An 18,239-nucleotide genomic window follows, 5' to 3' on the forward strand; every position below is an offset into this window, starting at 1 on the left:
ATGATCTCAATTTCCGCAGTGGGCATGCTGAATGCATTGGGTAATGATATGGCGGAAATTGCCGTCAATCTTAGCCGTGGTTATGCGCCAGGCATGAGGATCAACCACAGTCGCCTGTTACAGCAACGTCCCTGTTGGCTGGGCGAAGTCACCGCCAAGCTCCCAGCGGTGCCCGCTGCCTTAAGCCGCCACGATAGCCGCAATAACCGACTACTGCTAGGCGCGCTGGCGCAGATCCGCGACCCGGTGGATCGGACCATCGCCGCCTATGGTGCCGATCGGGTAGCCGTGGTGCTCGGCACCAGTACCTCCGGACTGGATGAAAGTGACCAGTTGGTCAGCGCATGCCAGCGAGGACAGACCTTGCCGGGCTATCATTATCACATGCAAGAACTGGGGGATCCGGCACGTTTTTTGAGTGCTTACCTGGCGTTGAACGGGCCATCTTATACCCTTTCAACCGCCTGCTCTTCTAGCGCCCGAGCGATTATCAGCGGACGACGGCTGATCGAAACCGGTATGGCGGATGTCGCGATTGTCGGCGGTGCCGACAGCCTGAGCCGCATGCCAATCAATGGTTTTGACAGCTTAGAATCCCTATCCGCTAACCGCTGCCGCCCCTTTAGCGCTGAACGTGACGGTATCAGCATCGGTGAGGGCGCCGCCCTATTGCTGTTGACCAGAGAGCCTCATGATATCGCCCTGCGCGGAATCGGCGAATCATCCGATGCCTGGCATATGTCCGCGCCGCATCCAGAGGGCAGCGGCGCCATTCGCGCCATTCAGATGGCCCTGATGGACGCCAGGCTGAACGCGGCGGATATCGGTTATATTAATCTGCACGGTACCGCCACCGAGCTTAACGACCACATTGAAGCCAAGGTGATACATCAGCTGTTTGGCAATCGGGTACCCTGTAGTTCCACTAAACATCTGACCGGCCATACCTTGGGTGCCGCCGGCGCCATTGAAGCGGCGCTCGCCTGGTTATGCCTGACCCAGGATATCCCTTTGCCGCCACAGGACTTTACCGATGCGACGCTTGACGGCGGCCTGGCGGATTGTGGTCTGCTGACCGCGCCCGGCCGGCTTGAGCGGCGTTTCATTATGTCCAACTCATTCGCCTTTGGCGGTAACAATACCTGCCTGATCCTGGGAGACCATTGATGGCTGAGTCAACGCACAATGCTAAGGTGAGCGGTAAAACGTGTTATTGCTCACCCGGCCACTACCTGCCCCACGCGGCACCGATGATACTGCTCGAACAAGTATGCGATATCGGCGTCGACCACGCGCGCTGCCGTGTGACCCTTAATGATACCGGCGTCATGGGACCGTTTCTGACCCTTGATGGACACCTGCCGGGATGGTATGCCATCGAGATGATGGCACAAACTGTTGGCGTCTGGTCCGGCTGGCACGGTCGCCACCGGGGAGAGCCGCCGCGCGCCGGTCTGCTATTAGGCGCCAGGGCGCTACACTGTGTACGCCCGTTCTTCAACGCCGACAGTGTGCTGGACATCAGCATCAGTCTGTTATTGCAAGACGAACGTATCGGCAGCTTTGACTGCGTGATACAGCAAGACGAGGACATTCTCGCCACCGGTAGGTTGACCACCTACCAGACCGATGAAAATGAAATTTTTCAATTATTAAAGGATTAACCAGATGACACGCTCGGTATTGGTGACCGGAGCCAGCAAAGGCATCGGCCAGGCCATTGCCTGCCGGCTGGCGCAGGATGGCTTTGAGGCAATTGTTCATTATCATCACGATTGCGCCGGAGCAGAACACACCCTGCAACACATTTTCGCGTTGGGCGGCCAGGGTCGGCTGATACAGTTTGATGTTGCCGATCGCACCGCGTGCCACCAGGCAATAATCGCTGACATTGATGCCAATGGTGCTTATTACGGCGTTATCAGTAATGCCGGCATCACCCGTGACGGCGCGTTCCCCGCACTGAGTGAAGATCAGTGGGATAGCGTTATCCATACCAACCTCGACAGTTTTTATAATGTCCTGCATCCTTGTGTGATGCCAATGATCGGCCTGCGTCAGGGCGGGCGGATCATTACGCTCTCGTCCGTGGCAGGCCTGGCCGGCAATCGTGGACAGGTTAACTACAGTGCCGCTAAAGCGGGTATTATCGGCGCCACCAAAGCACTGGCCGTGGAACTGGCAAAACGTCGTATCACCGTTAACTGTATTGCGCCTGGGTTAATTGATACCAGTATGGTTAATCTTGAAGAGAGCGCCTTAACCCAAGCAATGAGCATGATCCCCATGCAACGCATGGGGCAAGCGGAAGAAGTGGCGGGCCTTGCCAGCTACCTAATGTCGGACATTGCAGGTTATGTCACCCGACAGGTCATATCCATTAATGGAGGCATGTTATGAACCGGCGCGTGGTTATTACCGGTATGGGCGGCATCACGGCGCTTGGGGAAAACTGGTCAAGCGTATCGGCGGGCCTGAAACGCAGGGAAAACGCGGTAATCAGCATGCCCGAGTGGCGCGAATTCGAGGGCCTGAACACCCTATTAGCCGCGCCACTGCCACGATTCATCCTGCCGGAGCACTACACCCGCAAGCGCATTCGTTCAATGGGGCGCGTCTCGTTGCTGGCTACCCGTGCCTGCGAACTGGCGCTGGAACAGGCTGGGCTTATTGGCGATCCGATACTGACCGGCGGGCAAACCGGTATTGCCTACGGATCCTCCACGGGCAGCACCAAACCCATCAGCGACTTTGCCACCATGCTGACGGAAAAGCACACCAACAATATTACCGGCACCACCTATGTACAGATGATGCCCCATACCACGGCGGTAAACGCCGGGCTATTCTTTGGATTAACCGGACGGGTCATTCCCACCTCTAGTGCCTGTACCTCGGGTAGCCAAGCCATCGGTTACGCCTATGAGGCGATTAAACACGGTTACCAAACGATCATGGTGGCCGGTGGGGCTGAGGAGTTGTGCCCCTCGGAAGCAGCGGCATTCGATACGCTTTTCGCCACCAGCCAGCTCAACGACTCACCAAAATTAACGCCATCCCCCTTTGACCGGGATCGTGATGGGCTGGTCATCGGCGAGGGTGCCGGCACCTTAGTGTTGGAAGATCTGTCTTACGCCCAGGCCAGAGGCGCAACCATTTATGGCGAGGTGGTAGGTTTTGCCACCAATTGTGACGCAAGCCATATCACCCAGCCACAGCAGTCCACGATGCAAATCTGCATGGCCATGGCGTTGCACAACGCCGGCCTGACCACCAGTGATATTGGTTATATCAGTGCACACGGCACCGCCACTGAACGAGGCGATATTGCCGAAAGCCAGGCGACCGCCGCGTTGTTTGGCAACCAGACCCCTATCTCATCGCTGAAAAGTTATTTCGGCCATACGCTTGGTGCCTGTGGCGCACTGGAGGCCTGGATGGGTCTGGAAATGATGCGCGAAGGCTGGTTCGCGCCGACATTAAATCTGGTTCACCCCGACCCTCACTGCGGCGATCTTGACTACATCACCGGCGAAATACGACATATTGATACAGAATATCTGCAGTCTAATAATTTTGCCTTTGGTGGTATCAATACGTCACTGGTTATACGGCGTTGGGCTTAACCGCTTCATGCTATTTATGCTGTTATAAGGAACTGAGGTAATGACCGATATTTCATGTGTGTTATTTGACTGTGACGGCACGCTGGTGGACAGCGAGATCCTCTGTTGCGAAGCCTATGTGAGAGTATTTCGCAAATATGGTATTTTGCTGACGCTTGAGCAGGCGATCAAAACGTTTAAAGGGGTCAAACTCTATGAAATCATCGATCGAATGAAAGCCGAACAAGGCCTGAACCAACAGGTGGATATCCTGGAAGCCGAATACCGTGCCGAAGTTGCACAGTTGTTTGATGAACGCTTGGTGCCTATCGACGGCGTTCGTGAGCTCCTGCAGCAGATCATCGTGCCTATCGCGGTGGTCTCCAACGGGCCGGTGAGCAAGATGCATCATTCTCTCGGCCTGGCGGAACTGTTGCCGTTCTTTCAGGAGCATCTTTATAGCGGTTACGACGTGGGCCGTTGGAAACCCGACCCCGCGGTAATCTATCACGCCGTTGCCGAATTAGGCATACCGGTGGAACGCTGTATTTTAGTTGAAGATTCAGTTTCCGGCACCCAGGCGGGCATTGCCGCCGGTATTCCGGTATTTTACTACTGCGCGGATCCGCACAACCCACCCATCAACCATCCGCTGGTCACCCGCTTCGACCAGATGGCACAACTGCCTGAATTATGGCGTCAGAAAGGGTGGTCTCTTACCGAGGGTTAATTTCCCTTCACGGGAAATATCACAGATACCCCAGCCGGTTAGCATTATTGGCGATACCGGCCAAGATAGGTTTGCTGATATGTTCGGGAAAATCCGCAGGCAATTGTTCAACGACCCGTTGTAATACGGCGGGCGTTTGCTCCTGAAAAGCAAGTAAAATGCTTTTCATGCGATCAACACTAAACCCTACGCTTCTGGCGGTGGCGATAAAGTGACGCGGAAATAATCTATGCCATAAATTTTTTCGGTTTTGACCTTTCGATGATGCCAAGCTCATGGCCATTTTAATATCTTGCTTCGCCACCCCCTGCCCCCCAATCATCGGATAACACGACATGATGTCGTACAAAGGAGTTAACGTATATCCACCGTTTGGCCCGATATAAACCGAGAAATTTTTCGCATGACCATCGCTCGCCGCCAACAGCCAAAATAACACCTGACTGCGCATAAACGTCTCCCGGTCTTGTTCAACATTATCCGAACCCAACAATACCGCCATAATATCGCTAATGCCCGGACCACCGTCACTTTCATATTTCCTGGCAGAAGGAATATTTAATACCTGACAAAAGTCCTCCTGCGGTAATCGTATAATCCACGTGCCGTCTGCAGCCGGTCTACGGTCGAAACGTGCGACCGATAAGACCTTTGAATCACCAATGGTTATCATTTGACAGTCCGGCACGGCAAAACCGAATTCTCGTGCAACCAGCATACACAACCACTCATTTTCTACGCTATCGCGTAAATCCAGAGTATGCGAGTGGCTTGGTATGATTCCTATAGGCAGTTTAATGATATGCGTGGTGGGCGTCGCGCCATGCGGCACAAACCAGTTCCCTTGCTGGTACAATAAGGCGGTTTTCTCCTGAGCACCGGCGATTGAGATCCGAAAATCATCCTCTTGTTTAAGCATGCCGAGCGGGATGTCATTTTTATAACCGTTTATTATTCGAATAAAGCCCTCGGTATCAAGCAACTTCGCTTCAACTTTGTGAATATCGGGCGTCGGTAAGTTGCCAGGGATAAGCTGCAATGCCCCAATACAATCCCGACCAATTTCAAATAATAAATCATAAGGCTGAGTGGAGCGCGCCTGATAACGGGCCACTATCCGTTCACGAATTTGCCGATTGTCAGGTAATAGATTATCAAAAAAATTTATCACCTCTGCACCTTTATAGGCGCCCGATTTTAAGGGCAATGATAAGGATATTGGCCGCGCTCCCGTGGTTTCAAGCCACGTTTTTTCATAAATAAACCAATGACTACCATTGGTTTTTTGCTTTAACCGCCCGACAAGGTATCCATTCATATAGATATTTAGAAAATCCATTTACCACTCCTCTTTCCATTCGGTTTTAGCATCAGGCTCAGCTATTTCCTGATGGTTTCTCGGTTCAATATGCAGTTCCAGATCCAATGCGGCCAATATTTTAAACAGTGTTTCCATTTTTGCCGACGCTGTCGCTATCTCAAACTTCGAGACGGTATCTTGCCTAATGCCGATTTTCTGTGCGACATCCATTTGCGTGGTATTTTTTTGCTTTCGGCAATCCTTAATAACAATACCCAGCTGCTTTGCGGAGGTAAGTTTCATTGATATGGCTCCCATCTTTTAACCGCACGCTGTCAAGACCTTCTCTACGGATCGGACGTCAATATGAGATTCACTGTACCCGCAATGACACCAACAATAATTTTACACGCTATAGCGTGTAAAATCAAACTACACGCTATAGCGTGTAAACTGTAATGTGCTAACTGCAGACGCTGGGAATTGTCGTCGAGGCGGGTTATGTTTACACGCTACAGCAGGCAAATTTAATATACCTGCTGTAGCGTGTAAATGCGGGGGACTGTTTATAAAGCGACGCCCCGCAAATCACCGTGATCCGGCGGCGGGACATCGCCTGATGGGGCGCGGGACTTTATTCGGCGGGGTCTATTGCCGGTGGCGTACTCTCTTTGCCGCTCAGCAACGTTTCCAATGCATCACCGCCCACATGGCGGAAATCCTGACCTTTGACGAAGTAAAAAATGTACTCGCAAATGTTTTGGCAGCGGTCACCGATACGTTCGATGGAACGGGCACAAAACAGTGCAGTTAACACGCTAGGAATCGTGCGGGGATCTTCCATCATGTAAGTCATCAACTGACGAACGATGCCCTCATATTCCTGATCGACTTTTTTATCTTCGCGATAGATACGGATGGCCTCATCCAAATCCATGCGTGCAAACGCATCCAACACGTCATGCAGCATTTGCACAGTATGACGCCCCAAGGATTCCAGGCTAACCAGCATCGGCAAATGCTGCTGAGAGTATTTTTCCAGCGCCGTGCGGCAGATTTTATCAGCGCCATCGCCAATACGCTCCAACTCGGAAATGGTTTTGATAATGGATATCACCAAACGCAAATCGCTGGCGGTCGGCTGACGCTTGGCAATGATGCGCACGCAGGCTTCATCAATGGCCACCTCCATAGCATTAACCTTAGCATCACCGGCCACCACCCGCTTGGCCAGTTCCTCATCTTGATTATGCATAGCGCTGATAGCGTCGATGAGCTGTTGCTCCACCATACCGCCCATAGCCATCACTTGGGTACGAATATGCTCCAGCTCGGCATTAAACTGGCCGGAAATATGCTTATTTAAATTCAGGTTTTCCATGATATGTCCCGTTATTAACCATAGCGGCCAGTAATATAATCTTCAGTCTGCTTATTCTTCGGCGCGGTGAAAATACTGTCCGTATCGCTGAATTCGATAAGCTCGCCAAGATACATAAATGCCGTGTGATCGGAGCAACGCGCCGCTTGCTGCATATTATGCGTGACAATCACTACGGTATAATCCGTTTTCAATTCCGAAATCAGCTCCTCAATCCGCCCGGTGGATATAGGGTCCAACGCGGAACAAGGTTCATCAAGCAATAAAACGTCCGGACGAATGGCAATACCCCGGGCGATACACAAACGCTGCTGCTGGCCACCGGACAAACTGTAACCACTTTGATTAAGCTTATCCTTGGTCTCATTCCACAACGCCGCCTTAGTGAGCGACCACTGCACCCGCTCTTCCATTTCGCTGCGCGAGATATTTTCGAACAACCGAACCCCGAAGGCGATATTGTCATAAATCGACATAGGAAAAGGTGTCGGCTTCTGGAAGACCATGCCCACCCGGGCGCGTAACAAAGACACATCACGCTTGTCGGCCAGGATATTTTCGCCATCAAGCAAAATTTCACCCTCAGCGCGCTGGTCTGGATAAAGCTGATACATCTTGTTAAAGGTACGCAATAGGGTGGATTTACCACAGCCGGACGGACCGATAAACGCGGTTACCTGGTTACGGGCAATATCGAGACTGATATTCTTCAACGCGTGGAATTTTCCATAATAAAAATTCAGGTCGCGTACCTTTATTTTGCTGTCGGTGGCGTGGTTCATCCCGCTCATGCAACACTCTCTCTTTCAATCAAAGACGCGTCAGCGTCTGACGCTTAATAGGTTTTATTAGCAAAAATAATCCGCGCGATAATGTTTAATAACAGCACGCACAGTGTTATCAACAAGACTCCAGCCCAGGCCAGCTGTTGCCACTCAGCGAACGGGCTCATGGCGAACTTAAATATAGTCACCGGCAAGTTGGCGATGGGCTGCATTAAATCGGTGCTCCAGAACTGATTGGAGAGCGAGGTAAACAGCAACGGCGCCGTTTCACCGGCAATCCTGGCTACCGCCAATAATACTCCGGTGATAATCCCCGACATCGATGCTTTTAGCGTAATAGCGGAAATCATTTTCCACTTCGGCGTACCCAGAGCATAGGCCGCTTCGCGCAGCGTATCGGGAACCAGGCGCATCATATTTTCTGTGGTACGGATAACGATGGGCACCTGTAACAATGCCAGGGAAATCACCCCGGCCCAGCCGGAAAAGTGCTCCATTCTCGCTACCATCAGCGTATAAACGAACAAACCTATCACGATGGACGGCGCGGATAGCAATATATCGTTGATAAATCGAGTCAACTCCGCTAACCAGGATTTACGCCCATATTCCGCCAGATAGATCCCCGCCATAATGCCTAACGGCGTACCTAAAACGGTGGCCCAAAGGATCATCAAACCACTGCCCGCCAAGGCATTAGCCAACCCGCCACCGGCGGTATTGGGTGGTGGCGTCATTTGGGTAAACAAGGCCAGCGACATCCCGTCAAATCCACGACTCACGGTGGTCAGCAAAATCCAGCATAACCAGAATAAACCAAACGCCATGGTGGCCATGGACAGCACTAACGCCAGGCGATTTTTTTGCCGGCGCCAGGCTTGTTTTTTACGCCGAGATTCCATCTGCGAGGGGGTATGGGTAAGTTGGTGCTCAACACTCGCCATTATTTAGAGCCCTCATTTTTCGCCAGACGCATAATCATCAACTTAGAACAAGCCAGCACGATAAAGGTGATCACAAACAGAATTAACCCCAGCTCCATCAGTGCAGCGGTATGCAAACCGGCCTGCGCTTCGGCGAACTCATTCGCCAACGCAGAGGTAATACTGTTGCCGGGCGCAAATAGCGAAATAGTGTCCAACTGATTGGTATTGCCGATAATGAACGTCACCGCCATGGTCTCGCCCAAAGCACGCCCCAACCCCAACATTACTCCGCCGATAACGCCGTTTTTAGTAAACGGCAGCACAATACGCCAGATCACCTCCCAAGTGGTACAACCGATACCATAGGCGGACTCTTTCATCAGTACCGGCGTCTGCTCAAACACATCACGCATTACGGCGGCAATATAAGGAATGATCATAATCGCCAAGATCACGCCCGCAGCCAGAATACCGATGCCAAACGCCGGCCCAGAAAACAACACACCGATGAATGGAATGGTCGACATCACGTCGCCAAGCGGCTGTTGGAAATATTTGGCAAATAACGGAGCAAACACAAACAGGCCCCACATGCCGTAAACAATGCTGGGGATAGCAGCCAACAGTTCAATGGCCACACCAAGCGGGCGTTTTAACCAATTTGGCGCCAACTCGGTAAGAAACAACGCGATACCGAAACTCACCGGTACGGCGATTAATAACGCAATAAATGAGGTAACCAGAGTGCCATAAATCGGAACTAACGCACCAAATTTTTCTCCAGGTGGATCCCATTCTTTGGTCCAGAGAAACGCGAAGCCGAATTTTTCAATACTTGGCCACGAGGCGACAAACAGTGAAACAATAATGCCACCCAACATCAGTAGCGTAACCAGTGCGGCCAGCCTGACTAATGTGCCAAATATCAGGTCGCCTTGTTTACCGGGAGGATGTAATGCCGGCTTATTTTCAGCCATAGAATACTCTTTTAGTGGGCCCGTAATCCCTTCCCATCAGGGAAGGGATGATACACATTTGCTTAGTATAGAGCTTTTCCGTCACTGTCTTTAATATTTGCTTTCCAAGCAGCACGAATCTGGGTGACCACTTCTTTTGGCAACGTAGCGTAATCAAGGGCGTTAGCCTCTTTAGCGCCGTGGTTGTATGCCCAATCAAAGAACTTCAGAGTTTCACGGCCCTGTTCAGGCTTGGTCTGGGTTGTATGCATCATGATGAAGGTGGTGGAGGTGATTGGCCAGGCATTGGCACCTTTTTGATAAGTTAAATCCTGAGCAAAGGACTCTTTCCAGTTCGCACCCTTGGCCGCTGCACTGAAGTTATCCTCAGTCGGCATAACAGACTTGCCGTCGGCGGAAATCAGCTTAGTGTAGGCCAGTTTGTTTTGTTTGGCGTAGGCATATTCCACATAACCAATGGCACCGGGTAAACGCTGAACAAACGCGGCAATACCGTCATTGCCTTTACCGCCCAGGCCAACCGGCCAGTTCACCGTCGTGCCGGCACCGACTTTTTCTTTCCAGGTCGGGCTCACTTTTGACAGGTAGCTGGTGAAAACGAACGAGGTACCAGAACCATCGGCGCGGCGTACCACGGCAATACTCTGATCGGGCAGTTTCAGACCTGGGTTTAGCTTGGTGATGGCCGGGTCGTTCCATTTTTTGACGTTACCCAGATAAATTTCACCCAGAGTATGACCATCAAGAGTCAATTCGCCACTTTTGATGCCTGGAACATTGATGGCCAGTACCACACCGCCAATAACCGTAGGGAATTGAAATAACCCTTCTTCTTTCAGTTTTTCATTACTTAACGGGGCGTCAGACGCGCCAAAATCAACGGTATTGGCTATGATTTGTTTTATGCCGCCAGAAGAACCAATGCCCTGATAGTTTACTTTAACACCTGTTTCTTTTTGATAGGTATCGGCCCATTTAGCATATACCGGGGCGGGGAATGTGCCGCCGGCACCGGTCAGGCTTGCGGCAGCGAACGAAGAAATACTCGCCAGGGCGAACGTAGCTGCTACAACACTGGCAACGGTGGTATGCATCAGTCTCATAATCCCTCCTGTGGGATATTAATTTCGGCCCAAGGCCGTTTTCTTCAATTATCAAAGCTGCAGGAGGGAAAATAGGGCAATCAGGTTACAGCGACATGTCAATAATATTACATTTTTATGACAGCGGAATTAATGGGTCATCCGCCTATTTCTTACTGTTTTTAAGCCCCCGAGTTCCCGCTGCACAATCCAATATAGCGCATAACGCCTACTGGCGAACGCAGGTTGGCCAACGCATTGACCAAAATGCCATATAGGCCGCAATATGGGATAAAATCTTCCTATTGCCATGACATAAAGGGTTGTGCCATTACCCCCTTACATGCATGACTTTTTAGTCATACACTTCGCGACGATGGCCTATCGTCGCCGCAAGAATGACCAGTTCTTGGTCACGGATCTCACAAAGCACACGATAATCACCCACTCTGTATCGCCAAAACTCACCAAGTTCCCCTTTCAAGGGTTTACCCACGGCCCTTGGATCGACACTGTCAGCAATCCGCTTATCCAGATAATCAACAATGCGTTTTGCCGCCTGTCTGTCCATTTTTTTTAACGCCTTCAGCGCAAAGTCGGTGTATTCAATCCTCCAGACCAAGGGAATGCCTCACATCCTGTGAACGATGGGTTTTCTCTTTGCCACTCCTGACACGAGCAACCGTATCCGCCGCAAGATAGTAGTCCTCCAGATCCTCAAGATGCGCCAGGATAGCCTCGCGGGCATAGAATGTTTTGGTTCGACCGGTCACTTTCGCCAGATTGGCGAGCCTGCTCTCTATATCATCGGGTAAACGAATAGCCAGCATCATTCATCTCATATTGCTATACATGTATACCATCAAACTACACTAGCCGTGGCCTACAGTAAAGCAATGAACACTATTCCCACATATCACCTATTTAAACCCAAAACCACCGACTGGCGTAGTGAACCCGTAAAATTTATCCCATGATTATAAACTTCACATGGTTGAATTGGCGTCCCAGCCTGGTGCCAATGTGTCCCAAATCGCCCGTGAGAATAGCGTTGGCAGTAATCTTATCTTTAAATGGTTATGCCTTTTGCAACAGGAAGGCCGCATACCCCGCCGCCTGCCGACCACTGATTACCGGCTAATGCACAATGGACACCGGATAGAACTGAAGAGTGAATAGATGATAAAATTTTTAAAAAACAATAATATATGGTAAAAATGAAGAGAGAAAAAGCGCGCGGGAAAAGTGCGATCGGAATCACCGTAATCAGTGGTCGGAATCACCGTAATACGCAGCTGGAGCAGTATACCTCGGGCCGTGCGCTGATCACGACCGAAACCAGCTCAGAAGGCGACGAGGGATACCACACGACGGACCACCTGAACCCCAAGCTCGATTACAGCGCCGTCGCAGGTGACCGGCGCGCATTGCCACCTAGGATCATGTACAAACTCCGTGAATTGCCAGCGCTGCAGGCCGAAGTCGAACGGTAGATTAACGGAAGTTATAAGGCTGACGATGCCCCCGAGTTTTTTATAGCATTCTTTGTGCGGCGATATCAGTACAACAGACTCGGTCTAAAGGCGGTCTTCCTCTCCCGTCGATTGAGGGTTTTATGCGGGATGCCCGTCACGCGGCTTCATGCTAAAGAAGGGGCAACTCAAATCGTCTTATGGCAGACCTGGCGTGAGGGACGCCATCAATTGCTAACAAATGCTAAGAATCACTCCTTATCCCGTGTACACAAACAGACGACGGCTGCGCCGGATAGACCACTATGACAACGCTTGTTCCTTTTGGTGGGCCTTCCGCTTTACCCCTGCAGCAGTTGGTAGCCATCGACATTCCGGCGGCGCGGGCGGCGGCCATCCTTAAACATCGCAGCGATTAGGGCTATTAACCGGTTGGGTCAGCGCCGTGGTGCTAAACACTAAAATGTTTGCGCTTGATATAGCTTCCCGGCATCGAGCGACATTTCCGAGCTAGGCAACAAGCTGGTGACCAGGTCAAACATCGAGGAATATGCGTTTTTATAAACGACACTGTCAGTTTTCATGCTAAAAATTAGCTCCCTTATAATGGCATATAAGGGTGAGTTATGATAAATTTATGAGGCACATATTTGTCATAACCCTGGTTTCTACAAAATTCGATCAACTGACTTAACGCACTTACGCCGATTTTTTCATAAACGGATTGGAGATATTTACTCACTGTATTGGGTGATACCTTAAGGCGCTTGGCTATTTCTTTGGCGCTTAACGATTGCATGGCAAAAAAAACGACATCAAACTCACGGTCAGTAAATAGATCTGTAGGATTACCAAAACATAAGGATTCTGGAGAACGATTATTCTCCATATGGTACATCGAATAGATTTCAAGTCTCTTTGCTCTACCGACCACCCCGATGGATGTACCATTTTTAATCAAAGGTGTGACATCAGCCATGAATGGTTGGATGAGTTGCTCCTTGCCACCGTAAACAAACGTCATTAAGGTTGGAATAACTTTTTGACTATCCATTACATTCTTATCATTAGCCTGTATCACATCGGCAATCTCAGACCAGGGTGCGGGGCACTCACTGTCCAATTTACCTTCTGGATTATACCCTTTAGGCAGGCCGCTGTAATATATAGCGTAATTATTAATGTAAATAAATCTATGTTCGTGGTCTTTTATGTACCAAAATTCATTGGAGTGCTCCATAAAGGCAATTAAAGCATCATACGAAGTTGAACGAAATTTTGCATCTTCACTTACTGAAAAGTCCATACACTTGCTCTCCATAGCGCACCCCTCAATATGAATATATTTACTACAAAAAGGCTACACCAAAATAAATTTTATTCATACCGAAAATTGTCATGCGTTATCATAAAGTTTCATGCAATTGAACATATATTATCTGCTAAATAAATTGTAATAAATCTTATATTTATTATTATTTGATTATTCTATTATTTTTACTTATAAATCAATGACAAAATATCATGTGTTACACCGGAGACAGTTCAACATCGGCTCGGTCATCCCAACTTGCCACACAAGGACTACGATTAATCGGTGAGATAGAAGCTTAAAGCGTTGCGTGCACCTTTCATATTGGCAACCTCTGGAGTTAAGACCGCGTCAACCATCGCTGTTGATAAACTACGTTCAGTTGGATTCATCCTGGATATATCATGCACATCAAAATATACTGGAAAAGCCAATATATGAATTAGATATTTTTCATTTGTCAATGCTAATTTTTAGCAGTTTACAAAATTTACCATCTTCCATAATGTCATCTCATAGCAAGAGTAATTTTGACTTGATCTTTCTATTTTAAATTATGTTTATCAACCCTAATAAGTGAACATACTCAAGCATGGGTAGGATCTAACTTTATCAGACATATCTATCTACACATAGGACAACAGGAACTATGAAAGTTGATTGGCATAGGGCAGACATTTTTGCGGCTCTACGGAGAAAAAGCACGACCATGGCCGCCTTATCCCGCAATGTGGGATTGAGCTCTGGCACATTGTCTAACACAATATCTAGACCATGGCCAAAGGGTGAATATATTATCGCAAGTGCACTAGAAGTCCATCCTGCAGAAATTTGGCCAAGCCGATATTTTGATGCCAAGGAGAAAATGATTGACCGATTTGCAATGATACGGAAGAGTCGATGCCGAGGGTTGAGCCTTTTTAAATGTTGATCCGTTAGATACGATCAGGCTTTTATGTTTTATTCGTTTAGCCATAATGTATAATTATTGTAAAACCCCTATTTGAGGCTTCATAGTTACTAGATGCCTCAAATATTACTTTTTAATATAATACAAATGAAACTGTTTGCAAATTTAGTTTATTAACGGTATATATGATCTATGATTGATATATTCATAAGGTGCATATTTATCATATCCTAAATCTTTACAGAACTCGACTACTTGGCCTAAAGTGTTGGTGTGGGTTTTGTTGAAAATAGACTGCAGCCGTTCATTCACTTTTTCAAGTGATATATTTAATAGCCTAGAAATATCATCATTGCGTAATGATTGCATAACATAAAAAATGACATCAAATTCTCTATCAGTAAATAAATTTACTGGATAATCTACGGGTGATTTGGCATGACGTACATTATTGTCAACGTAATACATGGAAAAGATTTGCATTTTTTTTGCTCTGCCCACCACGCCGATGGATTTACCATTTTCAATCAAAGGGATCACCTCAGCCATGAAGGGGTTGATTTTTTTTTCTTTATCACCACTGATAAATGTCATCAACGTAGGAATAGCTTGCTGCCTTTCCATCACTTTCTTATCATTAGCTTGAATCACATCTTCGATCTCAGACCAATGCGCTGGGCACTCACTATCCAGTTTTCCCTCTGGATTATACCCCTTTGGCAATCCACTGTAGTATTTAGCATAATCAGTCATGTAGATAAATCTATGCTCTAGATCTTTAATATACCAAAATTCGCCTGATTGTTTCATATGAGAAATGATAGAATCAAATGTTTTTGCATGGAACTCCATCCCTATATTTATAGAAAATCTCATATTATTATCCTCATTATTATTTTTGATTAAGTAATTTTCACCTTCAAGACTACAATACAAATCTCGTTTTTCATAGCCCCAAAATAAAGGTTTTTTTCTATTTGATATTCAAAAATGATGCAAAGGTTCGACTTAGCTAATCGATTAATAATAATGAATTTAATACTGATTGGATTGAGTTTTATTGTAGGTGTCTGTGTCCATTTATTTGATTAAAATTTGACTTATTACGCAGATTATTTGTTTGGTGAAGATATAGTTATTACGTCCAGGTTATTAGCGCTTTCGCTGAAAGGGAATATTAATTTTATACAATAAAATTAACATCGTAATGGGTCCATGAACTCACGTTGTGCGGATAAAATAACGTTGCAGACTGGCCGGTATTAGCTAAAGCTATTTTCAGCGTAGGGCAACAGCTCGTTAATTCGGCTGTTGGGCCAGGTGGGAAGCGGGTTAATACGTCCCGCAGCCAAAGATAAGGATCGTGGCCGTTGCGTTTGGCGGTTTCCAGCAGGCTCAGGATAGCGGCCATGCGTTTCCCGGCGCGTAACCCCTAAATACCTATTTAGGCGAAAAAGCCAAAGTGATGAAGGCCGCAGCCATAAATTGGCTCTGCGATGCTACGCGAGCTGCATCATGGGGAATTGGCTTTGATGTAGCCCCAGTGATGTTGACAGTTAACAGTGGTTGATCCTGAACGCCTGATCACTACGAATGAAAAAGGGGTTGGTAAGGCAAGGGCTTTTGGCTGTGGATTGTTATTACTTCGCCGTATCTGAAACAACAACCCTTACACCGCCGGGAACACTATTAATTTGTCATTAAAAAACCGCCCTAATAATGTTTAAAATCATCATAAGGGCGGTTCTATTTATCAATACCTACTATTGCCTATACCCGTTAAATCCAGCATAGAAGGCACATACCCGCTTAGGGTGCGCCATCAATAGCCTCACTCCACCGTCACCGATTTCGCCAGATTCCTCGGCTGATCGACATCCGTGCCTTTAATCAGCGCAATGTGATAGGCCAATAATTGCAGCGGCACGGTGTAGAAAATGGGCGCAACAATATCTTCTACGTGGGGCAAAGGGATAATCTTCATACTTTCGCTGTCGGTAAAACCGGCATTATCCTCAGCGAAGACATAAAGTAACCCGCCACGGGCGCGCACTTCTTCAATATTGGATTTGAGCTTCTCCAGCAGGTCGTTATTAGGCGCGATAACGATCACCGGCATATCGGCATCGATCAACGCCAACGGGCCGTGTTTCAGTTCTCCCGCCGCATAAGCCTCGGCATGAATATAGGAGATTTCCTTTAGCTTGAGCGCCCCCTCCATAGCAATGGGATACAGATCGCCTCGGCCCAGGAATAATGCATGGTGTTTATCCATGAAATCTGCGGCCAATTGTTCAATCGGCTTATCCAACGCCAACATCTGCTCAATGCGGGCGGGTAATGCTTGCAGCGCGTGCACAATATCCCGTTCAATATCCACCGCCATGCCACGCAGGCGACCGATTCTCGCCACCAGCATTAACAGCACCGTTAACTGGGTGGTAAAAGCCTTGGTCGATGCCACACCAATTTCGGTCCCGGCACGGGTCATCAAGGCCAAGTCGGATTCACGCACCAACGACGAACCGGCAACATTACATATCGCCAGTGAACCCAAGTATCCCAACGTTTTGGTCAAGCGCAGCGCCGCCAGCGTATCGGCGGTTTCACCAGACTGCGACAGGGTAATCAGCAGACTGCCGGCCCGCACAGCGGATTTACGATAGCGAAATTCCGAGGCGATTTCCACATCGCAGGGAACGCCGGCCAGCGCTTCAAACCAGTATTTGGACACCATAGCTGAATGATAAGAGGTACCGCAGGCAATAATTTGTACATGCTGTACCTGGGACAACAGCCGATCACCACCTTCACCCAGCTCGGGTAAGGTAATTTCGCCATGTTTGAACCGGCCTTCCAAGGTATTTTTAATGGCCTGGGGTTGTTCGAAGATCTCTTTTTGCATGTAGTGGCGATACACACCTTTATCGCCGGCATCATAGGTCACCTGCGACTCAATTTCCGCCCGTTCAACCGGATGACCGTTGGTATCCCAGACACGCACCCGGCTGCGAGACAGTTCGGCAACGTCACCTTCTTCCAAAAACATAAACCGCCGGGTAACCGGCAGTAGCGCCAGCTGATCGGACGCCAGGAAGTTTTCACCTACGCCCAGGCCGATGACCAGGGGACTCCCCGAACGGGCCGCCACCAGCACGTCAGGCTTGTTGCTGTCCATGATCACCGTGCCGTAAGCGCCGCGCAGTTGTGGAATCACCCGCATAATGACGTCCACCAACGTGCCACCAGCCTGACGCTGTTCCCAATGGACCAGATGGGCGATCACTTCAGTATCCGTTTCGGACACAAAATGATACCCGCGCTCAATCAAGATCTTACGCAAGGGCTCATGATTTTCAATGATACCATTATGCACCACGACAATATGGTCAGAAACATGGGGATGGGCATTGATTTCGGAGGGTTCACCATGGGTCGCCCAGCGGGTATGGGCAATCCCGGTCCCCCCGGACAGCGGATGCTTGGCCACCGCCTGGGATAACTCGCTGACTTTACCCACCCGCCGCACACGATGCAGATGGCCTTCATTATCAACCACCGCCAAACCGGCGGAGTCATAACCCCGATACTCGAGCCGGCGTAATCCCTCTAACAAGATTTCCGCAATATCACGTTGCGCTACCGCGCCTACTATTCCACACATCTGTGTTATTTTCCTAAATGAACGGCCATGAAAAGCCGTTACGATGTCTTTGACCTGACAGATACCGGTTATTTCCCGGTTTCCCCGAGCCTGTA

At 48.9% G+C, this 18,239-nt stretch carries 20 protein-coding genes and 2 pseudogenes; 9 read left to right on the forward strand and 13 right to left on the reverse strand.

Annotation, left to right across the window (positions count from 1 at the left end):
- From SJI19_RS05635 to yieH, 5 genes are read left to right on the forward strand one after another with little or no spacing between them, the layout of a single operon-like run.
- Positions 1-1,167 carry a beta-ketoacyl-[acyl-carrier-protein] synthase family protein gene (locus SJI19_RS05635; protein WP_323477281.1) on the forward strand — a complete coding sequence of 389 codons (1,167 nt, stop codon included), beginning with the start codon at positions 1-3 and terminating at the stop codon, positions 1,165-1,167.
- Entirely contained in the window at positions 1,167-1,664 is a 498-nt protein-coding gene (locus tag SJI19_RS05640) for a 3-hydroxy-fatty acyl-ACP dehydratase (protein WP_323477282.1), read from the forward strand. The genes SJI19_RS05635 and SJI19_RS05640 overlap by 1 nt, the downstream gene beginning before the upstream one ends.
- Positions 1,665-1,668: 4 nt before the next feature.
- A complete protein-coding gene (locus SJI19_RS05645) occupies positions 1,669-2,400 on the forward strand; it encodes a 3-ketoacyl-ACP reductase FabG2 (RefSeq protein WP_323477283.1) in 732 nt (243 codons plus the stop codon).
- Complete coding sequence (locus SJI19_RS05650; protein WP_323477284.1) at positions 2,397-3,626, forward strand: beta-ketoacyl-ACP synthase; 1,230 nt, start codon at positions 2,397-2,399, stop codon at positions 3,624-3,626. The genes SJI19_RS05645 and SJI19_RS05650 overlap by 4 nt, the downstream gene beginning before the upstream one ends.
- A gap of 40 nt (positions 3,627-3,666) precedes the next feature.
- Complete coding sequence (gene yieH, locus SJI19_RS05655; RefSeq protein WP_323477285.1) at positions 3,667-4,335, forward strand: 6-phosphogluconate phosphatase; 669 nt, start codon at positions 3,667-3,669, stop codon at positions 4,333-4,335.
- A 19-nt stretch (positions 4,336-4,354) separates the two neighbouring features.
- On the opposite strand, the gene SJI19_RS05660 is transcribed toward yieH, so the two are convergent.
- The 9 genes from SJI19_RS05660 to SJI19_RS05700 all read right to left on the reverse strand — a co-directional run bounded on the left by SJI19_RS05660 (position 4,355) and on the right by SJI19_RS05700 (position 11,619).
- Positions 4,355-5,674 carry a type II toxin-antitoxin system HipA family toxin gene (locus tag SJI19_RS05660; RefSeq protein WP_323477286.1) on the reverse strand — a complete coding sequence of 440 codons (1,320 nt, stop codon included), beginning with the start codon at positions 5,672-5,674 and terminating at the stop codon, positions 4,355-4,357.
- The gene (locus SJI19_RS05665) at positions 5,675-5,938 is read right to left on the reverse strand and encodes a helix-turn-helix domain-containing protein (protein ID WP_323477287.1); all 264 of its coding nucleotides are present in this window, start codon (positions 5,936-5,938) and stop codon (positions 5,675-5,677) included.
- Between the two features lie 331 nt (positions 5,939-6,269).
- Positions 6,270-7,016, reverse strand: coding sequence for a phosphate signaling complex protein PhoU (gene phoU / locus SJI19_RS05670; RefSeq protein ID WP_323477288.1), 747 nt, complete (start codon positions 7,014-7,016; stop codon positions 6,270-6,272).
- A gap of 14 nt (positions 7,017-7,030) precedes the next feature.
- Complete coding sequence (gene pstB / locus SJI19_RS05675) at positions 7,031-7,798, reverse strand: phosphate ABC transporter ATP-binding protein PstB (RefSeq protein WP_323477327.1); 768 nt, start codon at positions 7,796-7,798, stop codon at positions 7,031-7,033.
- A gap of 53 nt (positions 7,799-7,851) precedes the next feature.
- The gene (gene pstA / locus SJI19_RS05680) at positions 7,852-8,745 is read right to left on the reverse strand and encodes a phosphate ABC transporter permease PstA (protein WP_323477289.1); all 894 of its coding nucleotides are present in this window, start codon (positions 8,743-8,745) and stop codon (positions 7,852-7,854) included.
- Positions 8,745-9,704, reverse strand: coding sequence for a phosphate ABC transporter permease PstC (gene pstC / locus SJI19_RS05685; protein WP_323477290.1), 960 nt, complete (start codon positions 9,702-9,704; stop codon positions 8,745-8,747). The genes pstA and pstC overlap by 1 nt, the downstream gene beginning before the upstream one ends.
- A 62-nt stretch (positions 9,705-9,766) precedes the next feature.
- Positions 9,767-10,807 (reverse strand): phosphate ABC transporter substrate-binding protein PstS, encoded by a 1,041-nt coding sequence (gene pstS / locus SJI19_RS05690; protein ID WP_323477291.1) that lies wholly within the window; start codon positions 10,805-10,807, stop codon positions 9,767-9,769.
- 334 nt (positions 10,808-11,141) lie between these two features.
- A complete protein-coding gene (locus SJI19_RS05695; protein WP_323477292.1) occupies positions 11,142-11,357 on the reverse strand; it encodes a type II toxin-antitoxin system RelE/ParE family toxin in 216 nt (71 codons plus the stop codon).
- 34 nt (positions 11,358-11,391) lie between these two features.
- The gene (locus tag SJI19_RS05700; RefSeq protein ID WP_323477293.1) at positions 11,392-11,619 is read right to left on the reverse strand and encodes a TraY domain-containing protein; all 228 of its coding nucleotides are present in this window, start codon (positions 11,617-11,619) and stop codon (positions 11,392-11,394) included.
- A gap of 63 nt (positions 11,620-11,682) precedes the next feature.
- Here SJI19_RS05700 and SJI19_RS05705 point away from each other — a divergent pair.
- Together SJI19_RS05705 and SJI19_RS05710 are read left to right on the forward strand one after the other, a co-directional pair.
- Positions 11,683-11,914 (forward strand): annotated as a pseudogene (locus SJI19_RS05705) (transposase); the annotation flags it as partial.
- 89 nt (positions 11,915-12,003) lie between these two features.
- Positions 12,004-12,279, forward strand: coding sequence for a hypothetical protein (locus SJI19_RS05710; RefSeq protein ID WP_323477294.1), 276 nt, complete (start codon positions 12,004-12,006; stop codon positions 12,277-12,279).
- A gap of 580 nt (positions 12,280-12,859) precedes the next feature.
- Here the strand turns inward: SJI19_RS05710 and SJI19_RS05715 are convergent.
- A complete protein-coding gene (locus SJI19_RS05715) occupies positions 12,860-13,579 on the reverse strand; it encodes a helix-turn-helix transcriptional regulator (protein ID WP_323477295.1) in 720 nt (239 codons plus the stop codon).
- Positions 13,580-14,219: 640 nt separating this feature from the next.
- Here SJI19_RS05715 and SJI19_RS05720 point away from each other — a divergent pair.
- Positions 14,220-14,501, forward strand: a complete 282-nt coding sequence (locus SJI19_RS05720; protein WP_323477296.1) for a helix-turn-helix transcriptional regulator — start codon at positions 14,220-14,222, stop codon at positions 14,499-14,501.
- Between the two features lie 144 nt (positions 14,502-14,645).
- Here the strand turns inward: SJI19_RS05720 and SJI19_RS05725 are convergent, their stop codons facing one another.
- Positions 14,646-15,356: a helix-turn-helix transcriptional regulator gene (locus SJI19_RS05725; protein ID WP_323477297.1), complete on the reverse strand. Its 711-nt coding sequence runs from the start codon at positions 15,354-15,356 to the stop codon at positions 14,646-14,648.
- A 386-nt stretch (positions 15,357-15,742) separates the two neighbouring features.
- Positions 15,743-15,903: pseudogene (locus SJI19_RS05730) on the reverse strand (transposase domain-containing protein); the annotation flags it as partial.
- A gap of 139 nt (positions 15,904-16,042) precedes the next feature.
- On the opposite strand from SJI19_RS05730, the gene SJI19_RS24780 reads away from it, so the two are divergent.
- Positions 16,043-16,138 (forward strand): type I-E CRISPR-associated protein Cas6/Cse3/CasE, encoded by a 96-nt coding sequence (locus tag SJI19_RS24780; protein ID WP_416347508.1) that lies wholly within the window; start codon positions 16,043-16,045, stop codon positions 16,136-16,138.
- Between the two features lie 173 nt (positions 16,139-16,311).
- Here SJI19_RS24780 and glmS read toward each other — a convergent pair whose 3' ends face one another.
- A complete protein-coding gene (gene glmS / locus SJI19_RS05735; protein ID WP_323477298.1) occupies positions 16,312-18,144 on the reverse strand; it encodes a glutamine--fructose-6-phosphate transaminase (isomerizing) in 1,833 nt (610 codons plus the stop codon).
- Between the last annotated feature and the right edge of the window lie 95 nt (positions 18,145-18,239).

Source organism: Acerihabitans sp. TG2 (assembly GCF_035013185.1).
In the GTDB taxonomy this organism is placed as follows: Bacteria; Pseudomonadota; Gammaproteobacteria; order Enterobacterales; family Enterobacteriaceae; genus Acerihabitans.

What these genes read in the sequence shown, in the direction of transcription:
- SJI19_RS05640 (WP_323477282.1), top strand. Translation starts at nt 1,167, where the DNA reads ATGGCTGAGTCAACGCACAATGCTAAGGTGAGCGGTAAAACGTGTTAT.
- SJI19_RS05715 (WP_323477295.1), bottom strand. Translation starts at nt 13,579, where the DNA reads ATGGAGAGCAAGTGTATGGACTTTTCAGTAAGTGAAGATGCAAAATTT.
- phoU (WP_323477288.1), bottom strand. Translation starts at nt 7,016, where the DNA reads ATGGAAAACCTGAATTTAAATAAGCATATTTCCGGCCAGTTTAATGCC.
- SJI19_RS05710 (WP_323477294.1), top strand. Translation starts at nt 12,004, where the DNA reads ATGAAGAGAGAAAAAGCGCGCGGGAAAAGTGCGATCGGAATCACCGTA.
- pstS (WP_323477291.1), bottom strand. Translation starts at nt 10,807, where the DNA reads ATGAGACTGATGCATACCACCGTTGCCAGTGTTGTAGCAGCTACGTTC.
- glmS (WP_323477298.1), bottom strand. Translation starts at nt 18,144, where the DNA reads ATGTGTGGAATAGTAGGCGCGGTAGCGCAACGTGATATTGCGGAAATC.
- SJI19_RS05635 (WP_323477281.1), top strand. Translation starts at nt 1, where the DNA reads ATGATCTCAATTTCCGCAGTGGGCATGCTGAATGCATTGGGTAATGAT.
- yieH (WP_323477285.1), top strand. Translation starts at nt 3,667, where the DNA reads ATGACCGATATTTCATGTGTGTTATTTGACTGTGACGGCACGCTGGTG.
- pstA (WP_323477289.1), bottom strand. Translation starts at nt 8,745, where the DNA reads ATGGCGAGTGTTGAGCACCAACTTACCCATACCCCCTCGCAGATGGAA.
- SJI19_RS05700 (WP_323477293.1), bottom strand. Translation starts at nt 11,619, where the DNA reads ATGATGCTGGCTATTCGTTTACCCGATGATATAGAGAGCAGGCTCGCC.
- SJI19_RS05660 (WP_323477286.1), bottom strand. Translation starts at nt 5,674, where the DNA reads ATGGATTTTCTAAATATCTATATGAATGGATACCTTGTCGGGCGGTTA.
- SJI19_RS05720 (WP_323477296.1), top strand. Translation starts at nt 14,220, where the DNA reads ATGAAAGTTGATTGGCATAGGGCAGACATTTTTGCGGCTCTACGGAGA.
- SJI19_RS05665 (WP_323477287.1), bottom strand. Translation starts at nt 5,938, where the DNA reads ATGAAACTTACCTCCGCAAAGCAGCTGGGTATTGTTATTAAGGATTGC.
- SJI19_RS05645 (WP_323477283.1), top strand. Translation starts at nt 1,669, where the DNA reads ATGACACGCTCGGTATTGGTGACCGGAGCCAGCAAAGGCATCGGCCAG.
- SJI19_RS05650 (WP_323477284.1), top strand. Translation starts at nt 2,397, where the DNA reads ATGAACCGGCGCGTGGTTATTACCGGTATGGGCGGCATCACGGCGCTT.
- SJI19_RS05695 (WP_323477292.1), bottom strand. Translation starts at nt 11,357, where the DNA reads ATGGACAGACAGGCGGCAAAACGCATTGTTGATTATCTGGATAAGCGG.
- SJI19_RS05725 (WP_323477297.1), bottom strand. Translation starts at nt 15,356, where the DNA reads ATGAGATTTTCTATAAATATAGGGATGGAGTTCCATGCAAAAACATTT.
- pstB (WP_323477327.1), bottom strand. Translation starts at nt 7,798, where the DNA reads ATGAACCACGCCACCGACAGCAAAATAAAGGTACGCGACCTGAATTTT.
- pstC (WP_323477290.1), bottom strand. Translation starts at nt 9,704, where the DNA reads ATGGCTGAAAATAAGCCGGCATTACATCCTCCCGGTAAACAAGGCGAC.